Origin of the sequence: Desulforhopalus singaporensis (assembly GCF_900104445.1) — a bacterium.
Lineage (GTDB): Bacteria > Desulfobacterota > Desulfobulbia > Desulfobulbales > Desulfocapsaceae > Desulforhopalus_A > Desulforhopalus_A singaporensis.
In genome coordinates this window covers 55,335-72,190 of the sequence record NZ_FNJI01000017.1, presented here as the reverse complement: position 1 = coordinate 72,190, position 16,856 = coordinate 55,335, and the positions used below count along the sequence as shown (strand labels likewise).

Below are 16,856 nucleotides of genomic sequence, written 5' to 3'. Positions count from 1 at the left end.
TTCATGACAACACGGAAGTTTCATAAAAGCGCCGGCCAATTCGGCGGTCTTTACGCGACAGTTTTCACCTGCTCTGCAAACTCTGCCGAAACTTGATCAGTTCGGTTGCCGCATCCCCGATGCTCTCCGAAGAGATTTCGAGATCAAACCGGTAGTTGCGCATACTTCGTGCGTATCTCTTGTCGTAATAGTCGACGAGCAGGATTCTCACCAGTTCCTCCAGGTTTCTGTCCTTAAGCAGGTCGCACATCCGGGCAACTTTTGCCGCGCCCATTTTCTGCTTCAACGACTTGAGAATACCGACCATTTTCCCAAGAACCTCATCATCTTTCACCGGATAGTCGGAAATGATCCTCGCAATCCTTTTTTCCAAACTGCATGAGACGTTGACCAGCACCGCCTTTTTCATGGCCAGCGCCAGTTGCCTGGGGATAAATACCTGCCCGATTTTCCGGCTTTCACCCTCGATGAAATAGGGTTCATCCCCCAGTTGTCCGATGGTTTCTGCAAGCATGCTTTCAAAGGTTCGCTGGTTGGCCGGCCGCCGATCCAGTCCGCCGAACAGGGAGCTGCGGTGGCGGGCCAGCTCCTCCAGGTCGATGCTCTGTTTTTCAGGCAGCCGGTGCAAAATCCTGGTCTTTCCCGTTCCTGTCAGACCGTGGATCACGATCAGCTTCGGCGAAAAATTCCCAACCAGTGCCAGAGTGTCGCTGCGGTAGCGTTTGTATCCGCCCACGATCTGGACGGCATCGTAGCCCGACTGACGCAGAAGATTGACAACGGACCTGGAGCGCATTCCGCCCCTGGCACAAAAAACCGCTATTTTCCTTTCACGGTAAACCTCAAAATCCTTGAGCAGGAAATCAAGTTTGTTCCTGACCAGGGCAAACCCCTTTTCGATCGCACGTTCCTGGCCGCCGTGATGGTAGATGGTGCCGACCTCACTCCGTTCTACCTCATCAAAAAGTGCAATGTTTACCGCCCCGACCATGGTCCCCTGCCGGTATTCGGCCATAGAGCGTACATCGACCACAACACACTGTCCTGCCGCCTCATTCCAGGTTACGGTACTTGTTTCTTTATCAAGTATGGTCTTGCGCGATATGGTGTTATCCATTTCAATTTGTGACATAATTGCTACTCGTTACAATCGGCCCGACAGATACTGAACAATTGAAACAGCGGTGAGGGTGGCGGTTTCCGCTCTCAGTATCCTTTCCCCAAGACCCACCGTCTGCCAGCCGTTATTTACCGCCGCACCAACTTCATTTTCCGACAGACCTCCCTCCGGCCCCAGCATCAGGTCAATGGCCGGGGCGTCTGCTATCCCCTTGACGTCACGGAGGTGCACCTCTTTCTCTTCTTCCCAGAACAATAGCGACAACCCGTTTTCAACCCGCTCTCTTTTGGCAAACAGTTCGTCGGCAGGGGCCGGCCGCTCGATGATCATCGGTTCCCTCCTGAAACACTGTTTACATGCTGCAAGACTGATCCGCTGCCACCGGCTGAGCTTTTTCGCGGCCATCTGCTGGTCAAGCCGGCCCTGGCACCGTTCAGCCCAGTAGGGATAGACGGCGACCACGCCAAGTTCGGTACATTTCTGCACAACGGTGTCCATTTTCTCTCCTTTCAACACCGCCTGCCATACGCAAAGATTGCCGGAAGGCCCGGACGACGGCGGACAAACCCCTGTGATTTCAACCTGTACATCCTTGTTGCCGACAACAGTGACCCCACTAAACACATTGCCCAGGCCGTCAAGCAGCTCCACCTCGGTTCCCTCTTTGAGACGCAGCACCCTGATCAGGTGTTTCGACTCCTGGGCCGAAAGCGTCACAATATCCCCACACCTCTGTTCGGGATCAAAAAAAAATCGTCTCATAAACCCAGCCCCGTACCGATTTCCATCCCAGCTTTCTCCTTTTCCGTCAAGCCCTTGCAAAACATACCGCCGCCCACTCGTCTTTTTCGGCGACCTTGATTTTTTCAAGCCCCTTTGCGGTAAAAACCCTGACGATATTCGCGAGCTGTTCGCCGACAAGAATACCAGACAGAATCAAGACACCTCCCGGCCCGACGCCACCAACCAGGTGGTCCGCCATATCCACCAGCACGTCATGGACAATATTGGCCACCACCACATCATAGCTCTTGTCCAGGTCACCAACAGGGGCAAGACTAACCTCCATGCGATCGGCGAGACCGTTAAGGGAGGCGTTTTCGCGGGCGGCGTCAACCGCCTGGGGGTCATTATCCAGGGCAAGGGCGGTTGCACTTTGGTCAAAGAGCAGTGCACCCATCGCCAGAACGCCGGTACCGGTTCCCACATCAAGGATCTTCTTGCCCGTACCCTCCGCTACAACCTCCCGGATCAGCCCGAGGCTCAGGGTGGTGGTGGCATGATGGCCGGTGCCAAAAGCCATTCCCGGGTCCATGACAACCACCAGCTCTCCAGGTTTGCGATCATATCTTTCCCAGGTGGGGGCGATAACAAATCCTGGAATGATCTCAAACGGGGTAAAGTGCTTTTTCCAGTTCTTCCCCCAATCCTCTTCCTGCAGTATTTCCCACTCCACCGTTGCCCCGGTGAGCCGGAAATGTTCTTGCAGCTGTTCAAGGTGGGACACCATCGTGCCGATCACGCCATCGACGGTTTTTTTTGAGATATCATCCACTTCCAGATAGCAGTTAACAATCCCGTACCCCGGCTCATCCACCGCCCCGGTCTCAACCCCGGCTCCCAGAATTCCAACAGCAAAATCGCAAAGAGGGTCCGCCAGAAGTGGATCCCCCTTTACCGTCACTTTCAACCAGTGTTTCTTTTCCATCCGCTACCTTTTACCTGTTTTTCCTGTAACGAAACAAAACGGATCGTTGTTTTTCATATGACAAACTCTTTTTTTCCCGATATATATGAGAGATACGGGCAACCATACAGCCCGCCGCAGGTCTCACGATGAATTCACTCCCACAAAGGATCTACGTTGTCTTCAGCATCAGCCATACAACAGGAGCTCGCCTCATGTCCTGACTGCGATCTCCTGATCACCATAAAAGAAATCGGCAATCGTCAGAAAACGAGCTGCCCCCGCTGCGGACGGGTTCTCAACAGGAAAATACCGAATTCAGTCGGCAAAACCCTGGCGCTTGCCATCGTCGGGCTGTTACTGTTTTTCCCGGCGACCATGCTCCCGCTGCTCACCTTTCAGTCTTTCGGCTTCAAAGACTCGGCCAATCTCGCTGAATCCGTCATCAATCTGTACCAGAACGGCTACTATTTCGTTACCGCAATGGTGGCGCTGTCCGCGGCCATCTTCCCCGCGCTCCTGCTCACCTCCATTCTCACCGTCAGTTTCTGCCTCTACAAAAACACCGGTTTCCGGTACCTTGGCAATTTTTTCAAGCTCTACCTCCACCTTGAAGAGTGGGCCATGGTGGAAGTATACCTGCTTGGCATAATGATCACTATCATTAAAATGGTCGACACCGCCGATATTATCTACCGCCCGGGGATATTCTGCTTTTCCGGACTCGTTATAATAAGCCTTGGAATTTCGACGACAATAGATAAATATTTTTTCTGGTCATCGATAGAACAACTCAAATGCCGGCAGCGGGCCCCGGAGACATTGCAGGCAACCGACGACAAACGATGCTGGACTGCAGCCGACCAGGGGCTGCTGCGGTGCCAAACCTGCAACAGATTGAGCCGGGCCGCCGGTGAAAACCGTTCATGCCCCCGGTGCGGAGACAAGCTGAAGCTGCGGAAGAAAAACTCCCGCTCCCGCACCTGGGCACTGGTGGCTACCTCGGCAATCCTGATGTTTCCCGCCAACCTGCTGCCGATGATGGAAGTCAGTTTTCTCGGCATCCGGGAAAAATCGACGATCATAGACGGGATCATCTTCTTTTTCCAGGACGGCTCCTACTTCATTGGTCTCATCATCTTTACCGCCTCCATTCTCGTTCCGGTCTTCAAGGTAATCGGCCTGGCGATCCTGCTGCTTTCGACCAGTCCCTGCAGTGCGGCTCCGCTACGGCAAAAGACAAAACTGTACAGATTCATTCACTTTATCGGGCGCTGGTCAATGCTCGATATCTTTGTCATAGCGCTACTTCCGGTGCTCGTTGATTTCGGCTTTTTCACCTCTGTCCATGCCGCACCGGCAGCCACCTACTTCTGCCTGGTGGTTGCCGCCACAATGTTTGCCGTTATCACCTACGACCCGAGAATCATGTGGGATCAATGCACCATAACACCGGCCGGCAACAACCAGCAATAAAACAACAACTTTAAATACACAACCCGATGAATCAGGAACCGGTAATTACTGAGCACAGATCAATCTCTCCTATCTGGATACTTCCCGCCATCGCCCTTTTCATCTGCAGCTGGCTGCTCTACTCCTCTTTTCGGGATGCGGGGGTGGAAATTACCATATTCTTCGAGGACGGTACCGGTGTCGTGGCGGGCAAAACCCAGGTCATGTCAAGGGGGCTGCAGGTAGGCCTGGTAAAAGATATCGCTCCGGATATTGCCAATAAACGGATCGAGGCAACTGTGGAGATGGACAGAAGCGTCGCCGACCACCTTGTGGAGGATACCCAGTTCTGGGTGGTCAGACCAAGGCTTTCGGCACGTGCCATCGAAGGACTGGATACTATTCTTTCGGGAAGCTATATCGGCATACAGTTCGGTTCCTCCACCGAGTCCAGGCGCGAATATGTCGGATTAACCTCCGCTCCCCCCATTCCCCCCGACACGCCCGGACTTCACCTACTGCTCAGCGCCGAGAAACTTGGTTCAATTCGCATCGGCACAGGGATCTACTACAAAAATATCGAGATAGGCAATGTCAAGAGCTACGAGCTGGAAAATGACAGCTCGATCCTCATCAAAATTTTTATCGAACCCGAATTTGCCCACCTTGTTCATGAAAAAAGCAGGTTCTGCAACGCAAGCGGCATTGAGATAAGCGGCAAGCTGCCGAATCTCAAGTTGAAGATGGAGTCCCTGGCGTCTCTGCTGCAAGGCGGGATACTGCTTTATACGCCCCCGGCACTGCAACACACGCCCCCGGCTGTCAACAACCAGAGCTATCGTCTCTATACCGACTATGAATCGGCAAACTACGGCCTGCCCATGACCCTTGCGCTGTCCTCAGGCGAAAATATCTCCGAAGGTGTGACCAAGGTCATGTACCGTGGGCTTGAGGCCGGATTCGTCAAGGAAATTTCCATCAGCAAGGATGCCCCCTGGCAGGTTACCGCCCACATTCTGCTTGACCCGCGGGCGGAGATGATCCTGAGGGAAACGACTAAATTCTGGATGGTCAGACCGAAAATATCGCCAAAAGGCATTGAAAATCTGCGCCTTCTGCTCTCCGGCCCGTACATAACCTTCCAGCCGGGGGACGGCGAGTTCAGGAATAATTTCAAGATCCTCCCTGAACCTCCTCCCCAGATCCCGCTGCGGCCGGGAAAAACCTTTACCTTAACCTCCAATGCGCCCTCCAGGATCACCACCAATTCACAGGTCTATTTCAAAAACGTTCCCGTGGGCGAAGTGATCCAGGTCGAGGTGGCCAGCTCGGGACGCAGCCTGGCGACGACAATCTTTATCTATAGCGAACATTTGCACCTGCTGAGCACCGAGAGCGTCTTCTGGGTCCGTTCCGGCATTGAGGTGAGTGCCGACCTGGAACAGGGGGTGCATCTTACAACCAGTCCGTTCCAGACTGTCATCAACGGCGGAATTAGCTTTACCACCCCTGACAAGCTTGAAAAAAAGAAAAATTTTCCTCCCGGCGACGGGTTTGAATTTCAACTCTGGGACAGTTACGGGGAGGCGGTGGCGGCCGCCCCCACCCTCCAGCGGTCCGGCAAAACGGTCAGACTCCTCGCTCAGCAGGCAGGTTCCCTGTCCGTGGGAGATCCCATCCTGTATAAAAACATCAAGATCGGCGAGCTGAAAAGTTTCCGGCTGACCGGAAATCACCGGGAAATAGTTTTCGAAGGGCTGATATTCCGGGAATTCAGCGACATCGTCGGATCCAGGACCAGATTCTTCAACGCCAGCGGAGTCAACCTCTCGGCCGGGCTAGACGGGATTGAGCTCAACACCGAATCTTTGCAGACCATTGTCAGCGGGGGGGTCAGCTGCGTCAACCTCGAGGATGCGCCGCCTCTGCCACCCGCTTCGCCCTATCCGCTGTTTGCCAGCTACAGCGAGGCACTTTCAGCAGACGACATGACCATCACTTTGGCGATGGACCGGACCAGCGGATTGCGGGAGGGAGCGGCCGTCCGCTACAAGGGGGTCAAGATAGGTCACGTCAGCGCCCTTGCCCTTGACGAAAACAGGACCGGAATCATCGCCACCGCCCGTATAAAAAACAATACCAGGGAACTGTTCCGGAAAAATACCAGAATCTGGGTTACCGGACCGGAATTCAGTCTCGACGGCATCAAGAACATCGATACGGTGATACCGGGTCCCTACCTCTCGCTGCTGCCCGGAGACGGCCCCCTTGAGCGGACATTTACGCTTACCCAAGAGGTCCCGCACACGGTTCTGGCCAATATGGACGGACTGGGCATCGTTCTTGAGACCCCTCACCTGGGCTCGTTGAGCATCGGCTCCCCGGTCTATTACCGGGAAGTCGAGATCGGCCGCATCATCGGCTACGAGTTGTCACCCACTTTTCAAAAAGTTCATGTGTTTGTTACCATCGCCGAACCCTACCGCCCGGTTGTCAGGAAAAACACCAAATTCTGGAACGTGAGCGGAGCAAAGATCGAGGGAGGGATCTTCTCCGGCGTCAAATTTTCTACCGGCTCCATGAAAACCCTCATAAAAGGAGGCGTTGCAATGGCGACACCGGACAACGAACAGACAGGACCGCCGGCGGTCCCGGGCGACCATTTCCCTCTTTACGACAAGATGGACAAGAAGTGGCTCGACTGGAACCCCGATGTGGTGGTGCTTGAACGTGAACAGTCAAGGCAGTTGCCCGCCGCATCCTCCAAATAAGCGGTCCGCAGATTGATCAACAGCCGGGGCCGTTGTGCATGACGCGGTGCCCGTGCATTCCTTTTTCCCGTAAGGTTGCCACCGCCACGCTGCCGGCCTTAAAAAACAATGGCAGAAATGGTCAAGTAATATTGCTCTCTTTTCCATATTTGTGTTAAACAACTATTTCATTTTGTGCATACTGCCTATCTATTCCCTGAAATAGACCTTTTAAGGAGAAAAAATGACAAAGAAAATAGTCTTACGTGACGATGAAATGCCCACCCAATGGTACAACGTTGTTCCCGATCTGCCGGGCGGACTCCAGCCGCCGCTGGATCCTGAGACCAAGCAGCCGATAACCCCTGAAAAACTTGGCCGGGTTTTTCCCATGAGCATACTCGAACAGGAGATGTCAACCGACCGCATGATCGACATACCCGAGGAAGTTCTGGATATTCTCAAGATCTGGCGCCCCTCCCCTCTGGTTCGCGCCACCAACCTGGAAAAGGCTCTGGGTACCAAAGCAAAAATCTTCTTCAAAAACGAGGGCGTTTCCCCGGTCGGCTCACACAAGCCCAACAGCGCGGTGGCCCAGGCCTACTACAACAAGATCGAGGGAGTCAAGCGTATTACCACCGAAACCGGGGCAGGACAGTGGGGGAGCGCCCTGTCGTTTGCGACGTCAAAGTTCGGCATCGAATGCAAGGTCTACATGGTCCGGGTTTCCTTCGACCAGAAACCCTACCGTAAGTCGATCATGCAGACTTTTGGCGGAACGGTGGTGGCCAGCCCGAGCAATGAAACCAATATCGGCCGTTCGATTTTAGAGAAGATGCCCGACACTCCGGGCTCGCTGGGAATTGCCATCTCCGAGGCACTTGAAGATGCGGCGACCCGTGAAGACACCAAATATGCACTGGGTTCGGTGCTCAATCACGTCGTTCTCCATCAATCCATAATCGGCCTAGAGGCCAAAAAACAGATGGAGATCGCCGGCGAAACCCCGGATGTAATCATCGGCTGCTGCGGCGGCGGATCAAACTTTGCCGGCCTCGCCGTTCCCTATGTGCCGGATTATCTCGAAGGCAAGAAAATACGATTCGTGGGCACCGAACCGGCCTCGTGCCCCTCTATCACCTCGGGCGTACTCGCGTACGACTTCGGCGATGTCGCCCAGTCTACGCCGCTTATGTATATGTACACCCTGGGCCACGACTTCATTCCCCCTGGAATTCATGCAGGCGGCCTCCGATACCACGGCATGGCACCGATCGTTTCCGCCATGGTCAGGGAGAAAATGGTGGAACCGATGAAACTTCACCAGCTCGAATGCTTTGAAGCGGGCGTACTTTTTGCCAAAACAGAAGGTATCATTCCCGCACCGGAAACCTGTCATGCCATCCGCGGGGCGATCGTGGAAGCAACCCGCGATCTTAACGAGCCGAAGACAATCCTGTTCAACTTTTCCGGCCACGGACTGATCGACATGGGATCCTACGACCGTTTCTACAATGGCGAGCTGCATAACTATGACTATCCGGAAGAGGAGATTCTAAAATCGATGGCCAACCTGCCGAAAATCTGATTTTACACTCCTGCCTGCCAAAGGCTTCAAAAGGGTTCCGGAAGCAGCTGTCCGGAACCCTTTTGTGTTTTCACAACGACCTGCCGCACCGGGTTGAGACCGCTTGCAAAACAGCAACGGATAATTATTTTAGATGTACAATCCCTTAAATTATTGCTGCAACAAGCCTATGCGAGTCCCCAAGCCCCATCATCTGATCTACGGCACCCTGGAGGATTATCTCACCGGTGAAGAGTTAACCGACACCGACGATGAAAGGATCCGCCAGGAGTTGCAAAGAATGATGGTGGAAGAAAAAGGCTATCGTAGAGAAGAGCTCACCCCCCGCCTGAAAATAGAAACGCTCTTCACCAGATCCTTCGTCACCTCGACAATTGAGATCACAATTACCTGTAATCAAAAACAAACCCTGATCGTTCGCTATGGCCCCGGCTCCATGGTCAGCCGGGAACGAGCGGCGGTGGCAGCCGCCAGAGTGCTCAATCCGGAGTACAGGATCCCGTTTGCGGTGGTCACAAACGGACGGGATGCCGAACTTTTGGACACTAGAACTGGTAAGATTCTCGGTTATGGGTTACACTCTATCCCCAGTCGTGAAACCATTGAAACCCTGCTCAATCAAGTCGAATATCTTCCCCCGTTAAAAGGAGAGCAACGAGAACGAGAGCTGCGGATTCTCAACGCATTTGATGTTGAGCGATGTTGTTTCTAGTTTGCGGGTCGCCCTTTTTTTCAGTGAGCCGATCCGATAACAGTCATAAACATTTTTGTTTGAGGAATTATCATGTCTTCTGACCCTACCAACTGGACAAAATCGAGCTGGAAAAACTACACCGCTCTGCAGCAGCCGAACTGGCCGGACCAGGCTGCAGTGGAGAAAGCCATCAATGACCTTTCAGTACTGCCTCCTCTAGTTTTTGCAGGGGAAATCAGATCGTTGAAACAATTACTTGCAAAAGCGGTCACCGGAGATGCCTTCCTTCTCCAGGGTGGCGACTGTTCGGAGAATTTCAGCCAGGTTACCGCACCCAATATCAGGGAAACCCTCAAAGTGCTGCTGCAGATGGCCGTTGTCCTAACGTATGCCGGCGGAAAACCGGTGGTGAAAGTCGGCCGGATCGCAGGACAGTTTGCCAAGCCGCGCTCTTCCGACACCGAGACCATAGACGGAGTCGAACTGCCGTCGTATCGCGGCGACATGGTCAACCGCTCCGAGTTCACCGAAGATGCCAGAATTCCCAATCCCAAATATATGCTGAGGGGCTACAATATGGCGGCCTCGACCCTGAACCTGCTGCGCGCCTTCACCCGCGGGGGATTCGGTTCACTGCAGCGCGTCCAGGCATGGAACCAGGAGTTCGTAACCCAATCCCCCATGGGCAGAAGTTACGACCGTCTGGCAAAGCAGATAAGCCAGGCCATCAGGTTCATGGAAACCATCGGCATCTCCTCCGACACCCCGCAGATCAATCAGACCCAGCTGTTTACCTCCCATGAGGCCCTGCTGCTCCAGTATGAGGAAGCGCTCACCAGGCAGGACCACATCACCGACAACTGGTACGACTGTTCGGCCCACATGCTGTGGATTGGCGAGAGAACCCGCCAGGTCGACGGCGCTCACGTTGAGTTTCTGAGGGGGGTACATAATCCGCTCGGAGTAAAACTTGGCCCCACCTACGATCTGGACGAAGTGAAAAAGCTGGTCGAAAAGCTCAACCCGCAAAACGAGGCGGGCAGGCTCACCTTTATTACCCGGTTCGGTATGAAAAAGGTGGAAAAAGTGCTGCCGCCGTTGCTCAGGGAGATGAAAAAGGAGGGGTTCAAGATCGTCTGGAGCTGCGACCCGATGCATGCCAACACCTATACCGCAAAATCTGGCCACAAGACCAGGAACTTCAACGATATCCTCTCGGAAATCACCTGCTTTTTCGAGACCCACTGGTCCGAGGGAACCGTTCCCGGCGGCGTCCACCTGGAAATGACCGGCAACGACGTCACCGAATGTACCGGCGGAGCCCATAACATTGTCGACGAGGAGTTGGCCAGCAACTACATGACCAGCTGTGACCCCAGGCTCAACGCGGAGCAGAGTCTTGAGGTAGCATTCCAGATCGCGGATATGATCCGTTCGTAACCGTAATCCGCTGTTTCACCTGCGCCAAAGCGGCTGCCGGAATTTTTCCGGCAGCCGCTTTTCTTTTGTCCGACAAATAGTAAGGCCAGGATTACATTTAAGTAATCTTTCTTGACGGGACCACCATCGCGTTTACAATTGTTATCAACCACTTGAATTGTTTTTATTTGGCCGAAAACCACTCTTTTCGGGCCACAGCATCCAACCATAGGAGATGACATTATGAAAACCAGCAATTCACCGCGGACCATCAGGGGTCTGCTGATCGTTGTCACCGCGTTGTTCGTGTTCGGCGCCGGTATAGGTGCGGCAAACAGCAGTACCGACGGGGATTCGGCGATTCTTGAACGGTACTCCAAGGCTTTTGTGAACGTAGTAAAAAAAGCCAAGCCCGCGGTGGTACACATCCGTGTTGAAAAGACCACGACCAGGAATTACCAGGGACTGCAAGGCCTTGATGAGATGTTCAACCATCCGTTTTTCGAACAGTTTTTCGGTCCTCAATTTCGCCAGCAACTCCCCAAGCAACGCGAGTTCAAACAGCGGGGACAGGGGTCGGGGTTCATCATAAGTAAAAACGGTTTCATCCTCACCAATAATCATGTAGTGGCGGGGGCCGATGTTATAAAGGTAGCACTTGCCGACGAGCGGGAGTTCACAGCCAAGGTGGTAGGTACCGATCCCCAGACCGACGTTGCCCTGATCAAGATTGACGATCCGGAGAACCTGCCGGTTCTTCCGCTGGGCGATTCCGCAGCCCTGGAAGCCGGTGAATGGGTTATCGCGATCGGCAATCCCTTCGGGCTGAGCCAGACGGTAACGGTCGGGGTGGTAAGCGCCACCGGACGCTCCAGCATCGGAATCAACGAATATGAAAACTTTATCCAGACCGATGCGGCCATCAACCCGGGCAACAGCGGCGGACCGCTGCTCAACGGTGCCGGAGAGGTTGTCGGCATAAACACCGCACTCTTTTCCCGGACCGGAGGATACATGGGGATCGGTTTCGCCATTCCGATCAATATGGCCAAGTCGATTGAAAAACAGCTCCAGGAGCACGGAAAAGTCACCAGGGGCTGGCTCGGGGTGGCAATTCAGGACGTGACCAAGGATCTTGCGGAATCTTTTGGCCTGAAACAGGCAGGAGGCATCCTTGTCAGTCAGGTACAGGACGACTCACCCGCCAGTGCCGCCGGTCTGCAGCAGGGAGATGTGATCGTCAGGCTCGACAACCACAAACTGGCTGATGTCTCCGACCTGCGCAACAGGATTGCCATGCTGCAGCCGGGAACCAAAGTGCTGCTCCATATCATCCGCGACGGACGGGAGAAAAAAATCCAGGTAACCATCAGCGAACAGCCGGCCGACATGGCACAGAACTCTGCTGTGCCCGCTTCCGAGAACAGCCTGGAGAAATACGGCCTGGCCGTGCAGGAACTCACCGACGAACTGGCTGAAAAATTCGGTTATGAAACGGGATCAGGGCTCATCGTCTCGGACGTTGCTCCGGAAAGCCCGGCGGCACTTGCCGGTCTCAATCCCGGTGTGCTGATTGAAGAAGTCAACAGGAAACCGGTCAGTTCCTTCGAGGATCTCGACAACATCCTGAAAGAATCTGGACAAACCAATAAAATTCTTCTCAGGGTTCGCATCAAGGGTTACTCGAGCTATGTCGTTCTGTCGGCAAAATAAAAAGCAGAACCCGCCTGGGTAAACCTTGCCGGCCAGCCAATTCCCTCCTCCCTGTTGGCTGGCCGGCATCTCTTTCACGATTGTTCATGGCAGTCGGCGGCGACCAGGGTCAGGCGCCGACGGGCTATTTCCTCAAATATGAGCATGATGACCGGCAGTTTTTCAAAATCGTCGGTCGATATCTTCCTCAGCACGAGGTCGGTTTTCGCCTTCACCGTCGCGGTACGCTTCCGCTCTTTGCCAAAATAGGCCAGCTCGCCGAAGATGGCGCCCGCCTCAAGCGTCGCCACGGGCATGGCATCCTCGTTGTAAATCTCCGCCACGCCATTTTCCAGATAGTAGACCCCGTCCGGCAGGGAACCGATCTCAATGATGGTCGTCCCTTTTTTGATCCACTCAAGCTGAAAATACTGCTCCCACGTGGTGTCTTCCACAAGGGCGCGATAGTAGCCGGGATTAATGGCCCGTAACAACCCACAGGACATGTGGCACAGACGCGCCTTGGAGATGTCTTGTTTTCCCTCGCCAAGTTTCATTCCACGCGCCCTGAACCGCGGTTCGGGAAAAGGATGTTCACGGATATACTCGAGAATACACTCCGTCCCCAAGTCGGGATGTCCGACGACACGTTCGAACCGGCGCTGGACCTCGAGCAGCTCTTCCCTTGCTCTGGGGAAGTCGGGTTCTCTCTGGGCGCGACGATTTCCGCTAAAGCAGCCCATCGCCTGATTTTTGCGCCGGACAAGACCCTGCAGCTCGTTGTCGTCGGTATTCTGCGGGATACCCTGGATACCGCGACGATAGACGGTATAGAGGCGAAGAGGATGGGGAACGCTGGCAAGAGTGACCTTGGCAACGTCAACGAGACGACGCTGCTCTTCCTGCTGATTTTTTGCCACCTCCCGATCCATCAGGAAATGAGTGCCGAAATAACCGCACAGCCCCTCGATCCGGTTGGCGATCGAAAAGCATGAGCCGAATTTGGCCATCTTCGTCCCGATCAGCGCTTCTGTCATGGTACCGAGAAACAGCCCCATCCGTGTCGGCACAAGCGTTCCGGCGGAGATGGCCTCGGCCATCCTGAGAGCAGCCTGAACAGCCCGGGTGCAGACCCCTCTGCGGTCTTCCCCCGGCCTCTTATCAAAAATGATCAAGCTGCCGTCTCCCGCCGAAGGTTCCACCTCGACGGGCTGACTCTCTTGCTGGCTTATGATGTCAAATATGATGCTGTGATACCTGATGAGAAAATCCCTGATCTCCTCCGGAGTCATCCCGGCAGAAAGCTGCGAAAATTGCGCCATGTCGGTCATGGCAACAACCACTTCCCTCTCCGAAGCCCTATAGGTCATAGACGAACCCGTCTCACCACCCCGGCGTGGGGTCATCGCTATTTAATCAATCCTATGAAAGTGATGGCGATAATGACGGCAACAAAAATCAGGCCGACCTTGACATTGACCGAATTATCTTCCTCATGGTGATCATGATGATTGTCAGACATGGTGTTTCCTCCTTTCTAAAGTTTTCTGCTCTTTACGTTACCGGGTATTTTACAGGAAAACAACTTCCATAAACCGGGCCAGACTGTTCACTCCCACAAGTTCCATATCCGGGCTCCAGGTCAGACGGTCCTTGTTCGAGGCGGGCAGGATGACCCGCTCAAACCCCAGACGCTCAGCCTCCTTCACCCGGACGTCCATCTGCGAAACCGCCCTCACTTCACCGGCCAGGCCTATTTCACCGACAACTACGGTATTGGATGGTATCGGTTTTTCCAAAAGACTCGAACCAAGGGCGCAGACCACCCCCAGGTCAAGAGCCGGTTCGTCAATACGGATGCCGCCGGCAATATTGAGAAACACATCGTTTCCATACATATCCAGTCCACCCTTTTTCTCAAGTACCGCGCAAAGCAGCGACAGCCGCTGCGGATCCGCGCCGATTGCGGTGCGCCGGGCCGTGCCGAGGTTGGTCGGACTGACAAGGGCCTGCACCTCCACGAGAATAGGCCGGCTCCCCTCGACACTGGGCACCACCACCGATCCCGGCTCGTCAAGGGGGCGTTCGGCGAGAAAAATTTCCGAAGGATTGACAACCTGCACCAGCCCCTCTTCCTTCATTTCAAAAACCCCGATCTCATTGGTCGAACCGAACCGGTTTTTTACCGTTCGCAGAATCCTGAACACATGATTCCTGTCCCCCTCGAAATAGAGAACCGTATCAACCATATGTTCCAGGACCTTTGGCCCGGCAATGGCTCCGTCCTTGGTCACATGACCGACCAGGACCACCGGAATATTCTCCTTTTTGGCAAACTCCATCAGCCGGTACGCGCTTTCCCTGACCTGGACCACGGAGCCTGGAGAGGAACCGACATCGCCACAGATCAGGGTCTGAACAGAATCCACCGCCAACAGCGCGGGACGCATCTCCTGCGCCATCGCCATGACCTGTTCGACCCTGTTTTCCGTTGCGAGAAATTCGCCCGGATAAATGGTCCCCAGCCGCAGGGCCCTCATCTTGATCTGGTGCGCCGATTCTTCACCGGACACATAGAGAACCGTGCTGTCGTTTCTGGCTATCGACTCGAGCAGGTGAAGGATCAGCGTAGACTTGCCGATGCCCGGTTCGCCGCCGATCAGGATCACGGAACCCGGTACGATCCCCCCGCCAAGTACCCGATCGAGCTCTTTTAACCCTGTAACCAGCCGCTCTTCGTCACCGTCCGGTGCCAGGTTCAGGGGGACCGGTCTGGAAGCGATCGCACCGGACGCCGGGTTCCTGTCGGCCGCCTCCTCGACAAGACTTTCCCACTCCCCGCATTCCGGACAGCGCCCCAGCCATTTCAAGCTCCGGTAACCGCACTCCCTGCACGAATAGACGAGCCGATCCTTTTTCTTGGACTGAAAACTCATAACAAAAGCACACTCAGATTTGAAAATAGATCCCGCACCCCTTTACAGAAGCACAGAAAACTCTATAATTTAAGCTTTGTACCAGATCCGGTGTTCTGTTGGCTGCACAATAGTGCTCCAACTCCATTTGCCGGATAACAAACAGCAACAGTTATCAACAGAGGTTATAACAGCAAACAAGATGGAAAGGCAACAATCGAAACCCACCCCCCCAACCGTCCAATGGGTCCCGCTGTCAAGGACATTGGCGCTCATGGTTCGCCGCAAAAAAATCTTCGGCTGGTCGTTTTTGCTGATTTTTCTCACCTGTATCCTGACCTGGATAGGCTATCTGTTAACGGTCGATTTCATGAATCAGCTGACCGCGAGTTTATTTTCTCCACCTGCGGAGACTGCGACCGTCACCGGGTGGATAAAGCAAAAAGGATTGATCGCAGCCGGCTGGATCTTTCATCTCGTCTCAAAAATCTTCGCATTTTACCTTGCGTTTCTGGTCGCCTACACCCTGACCACTCCGGGATACGCATTTTTGAGCGCGGCGGCGGAAAAACTTCACGCCGGAAAACACTTCGACCCCGACGCCGAGTTCAACCTTCCCGGGGTGTTACGGGATATTTTCGAGGGCGTCAAAATTGCCGCCTTCGGCGTCGTCGTCACCCTGGCAGCTCTCTTTGTCAATTTTATCCCCGGAATCGGCCAGGCGCTGGTATTTATACTCTACACCTACTACTCGGCCCTGATGTTTGTCGACTACCCGGCCTCAAGACGCCGCTGGTCCCTGGCAAAAAAACTCAAGTGGCTGCGGACCCACAGCAGCCCCGCCTTTCGCCTGGGCGTGCTGCCGGCCCTGGTCTCCATGATCCCCTTTGTCAACGTCTTCGCCATGGCCCTGCTGTTTCCAGTTCTTACGGTCCACACCACCCTGAACTTTTCGGAAATAGAGCTGGCAAAAAAAATCGACCAGATACCCTAAAAACAGGGAGGAATCTATCATGCCACAGGAAATCGAAAAAAAATTTCTCACCAAAAACGACGACTGGCGCCAGCTCGGCTCCGGCAAGAGTTATCGCCAGGGTTATCTCAGCGGTGAAAGGGGCAACACCGTCCGCGTGCGTATCGCAGGCGATGAAGGGTTTCTCACCATAAAAGGAGCTGGCGACGGCGAATCGAGACTGGAGTTCGAATACCGGATTCCCCTTGAAGAGGCCAGGGAGATGCTCATGAAACTCTGCCGCAAACCACTTATCGAAAAGACCCGCTATAAAGTTTTCCATGGCGGTTTCACCTGGGAAATCGACGAATTCAAGGGAGAAAACGCCGGGCTTATCTTTGCCGAGATCGAATTGCAGTACCCCGGCCAGAAGTTCGACCTGCCGGACTGGATAGGCGATGAAGTAACGGGCGATCCACGCTATTACAATGCCAGCCTGGTCAGTCGCCCCTACTCAAGCTGGAAATAGTGGCGCTCCGCCTTCCTCGCCAAATCCATAGGCAAAAAGCGGAGATCGGCCCCAT

General features: G+C 54.2%; 13 protein-coding genes. 8 read left to right on the top strand and 5 right to left on the bottom strand.

Annotated elements, in window-relative coordinates; all coding sequences use genetic code 11:
• Positions 1 to 64: 64 nt before the first annotated feature.
• The 3 genes from mnmH to BLQ17_RS12700 are packed head-to-tail and all read right to left on the bottom strand — an operon-like array spanning position 65 to position 2,828.
• Positions 65 to 1,132, bottom strand: coding sequence for a tRNA 2-selenouridine(34) synthase MnmH (gene mnmH / locus BLQ17_RS12710; protein WP_092223421.1), 1,068 nt, complete (start codon positions 1,130 to 1,132; stop codon positions 65 to 67).
• Positions 1,133 to 1,144: 12 nt separating this feature from the next.
• Positions 1,145 to 1,882 (bottom strand): 16S rRNA (uracil(1498)-N(3))-methyltransferase, encoded by a 738-nt coding sequence (locus BLQ17_RS12705; protein ID WP_092223419.1) that lies wholly within the window; start codon positions 1,880 to 1,882, stop codon positions 1,145 to 1,147.
• Between the two features lie 46 nt (positions 1,883 to 1,928).
• Entirely contained in the window at positions 1,929 to 2,828 is a 900-nt protein-coding gene (locus tag BLQ17_RS12700; protein ID WP_092223417.1) for a 50S ribosomal protein L11 methyltransferase, read from the bottom strand.
• 156 nt (positions 2,829 to 2,984) lie between these two features.
• Between BLQ17_RS12700 and BLQ17_RS12695 the strand changes: the two genes are divergently transcribed.
• The 6 genes from BLQ17_RS12695 to BLQ17_RS12670 all read left to right on the top strand — a co-directional run bounded on the left by BLQ17_RS12695 (position 2,985) and on the right by BLQ17_RS12670 (position 12,426).
• Positions 2,985 to 4,283: a paraquat-inducible protein A gene (locus BLQ17_RS12695; protein WP_176761212.1), complete on the top strand. Its 1,299-nt coding sequence runs from the start codon at positions 2,985 to 2,987 to the stop codon at positions 4,281 to 4,283.
• A gap of 26 nt (positions 4,284 to 4,309) precedes the next feature.
• A complete protein-coding gene (locus BLQ17_RS12690) occupies positions 4,310 to 7,033 on the top strand; it encodes an MlaD family protein (protein WP_092223413.1) in 2,724 nt (907 codons plus the stop codon).
• Positions 7,034 to 7,256: 223 nt separating this feature from the next.
• The gene (locus BLQ17_RS12685) at positions 7,257 to 8,600 is read left to right on the top strand and encodes a TrpB-like pyridoxal phosphate-dependent enzyme (protein ID WP_092223411.1); all 1,344 of its coding nucleotides are present in this window, start codon (positions 7,257 to 7,259) and stop codon (positions 8,598 to 8,600) included.
• A 169-nt stretch (positions 8,601 to 8,769) separates the two neighbouring features.
• A complete protein-coding gene (locus tag BLQ17_RS12680) occupies positions 8,770 to 9,312 on the top strand; it encodes a type I restriction enzyme HsdR N-terminal domain-containing protein (protein WP_092223410.1) in 543 nt (180 codons plus the stop codon).
• Positions 9,313 to 9,384: 72 nt separating this feature from the next.
• On the top strand, positions 9,385 to 10,734 hold the full coding sequence (locus tag BLQ17_RS12675; protein WP_092223408.1) for a class II 3-deoxy-7-phosphoheptulonate synthase: 1,350 nt from the start codon (positions 9,385 to 9,387) through the stop codon (positions 10,732 to 10,734).
• Positions 10,735 to 10,956: 222 nt separating this feature from the next.
• Complete coding sequence (locus BLQ17_RS12670; RefSeq protein ID WP_092223406.1) at positions 10,957 to 12,426, top strand: DegQ family serine endoprotease; 1,470 nt, start codon at positions 10,957 to 10,959, stop codon at positions 12,424 to 12,426.
• A gap of 74 nt (positions 12,427 to 12,500) precedes the next feature.
• Here the strand turns inward: BLQ17_RS12670 and BLQ17_RS12665 are convergent, their stop codons facing one another.
• Together BLQ17_RS12665 and radA are read right to left on the bottom strand one after the other, a co-directional pair.
• Positions 12,501 to 13,775 (bottom strand): cyclic nucleotide-binding domain-containing protein, encoded by a 1,275-nt coding sequence (locus tag BLQ17_RS12665; protein WP_176761211.1) that lies wholly within the window; start codon positions 13,773 to 13,775, stop codon positions 12,501 to 12,503.
• A 201-nt stretch (positions 13,776 to 13,976) separates the two neighbouring features.
• The gene (radA, locus tag BLQ17_RS12660) at positions 13,977 to 15,341 is read right to left on the bottom strand and encodes a DNA repair protein RadA (protein WP_092223402.1); all 1,365 of its coding nucleotides are present in this window, start codon (positions 15,339 to 15,341) and stop codon (positions 13,977 to 13,979) included.
• A 181-nt stretch (positions 15,342 to 15,522) separates the two neighbouring features.
• Here radA and BLQ17_RS12655 point away from each other — a divergent pair, with 181 nt between their 5' ends.
• Both BLQ17_RS12655 and BLQ17_RS12650 read left to right on the top strand, forming a co-directional pair.
• Positions 15,523 to 16,314, top strand: a complete 792-nt coding sequence (locus BLQ17_RS12655) for an EI24 domain-containing protein (protein ID WP_092223400.1) — start codon at positions 15,523 to 15,525, stop codon at positions 16,312 to 16,314.
• A 19-nt stretch (positions 16,315 to 16,333) separates the two neighbouring features.
• Positions 16,334 to 16,801 (top strand): CYTH domain-containing protein, encoded by a 468-nt coding sequence (locus BLQ17_RS12650; RefSeq protein ID WP_092223398.1) that lies wholly within the window; start codon positions 16,334 to 16,336, stop codon positions 16,799 to 16,801.
• The last annotated feature ends 55 nt before the right edge of the window (positions 16,802 to 16,856 follow it).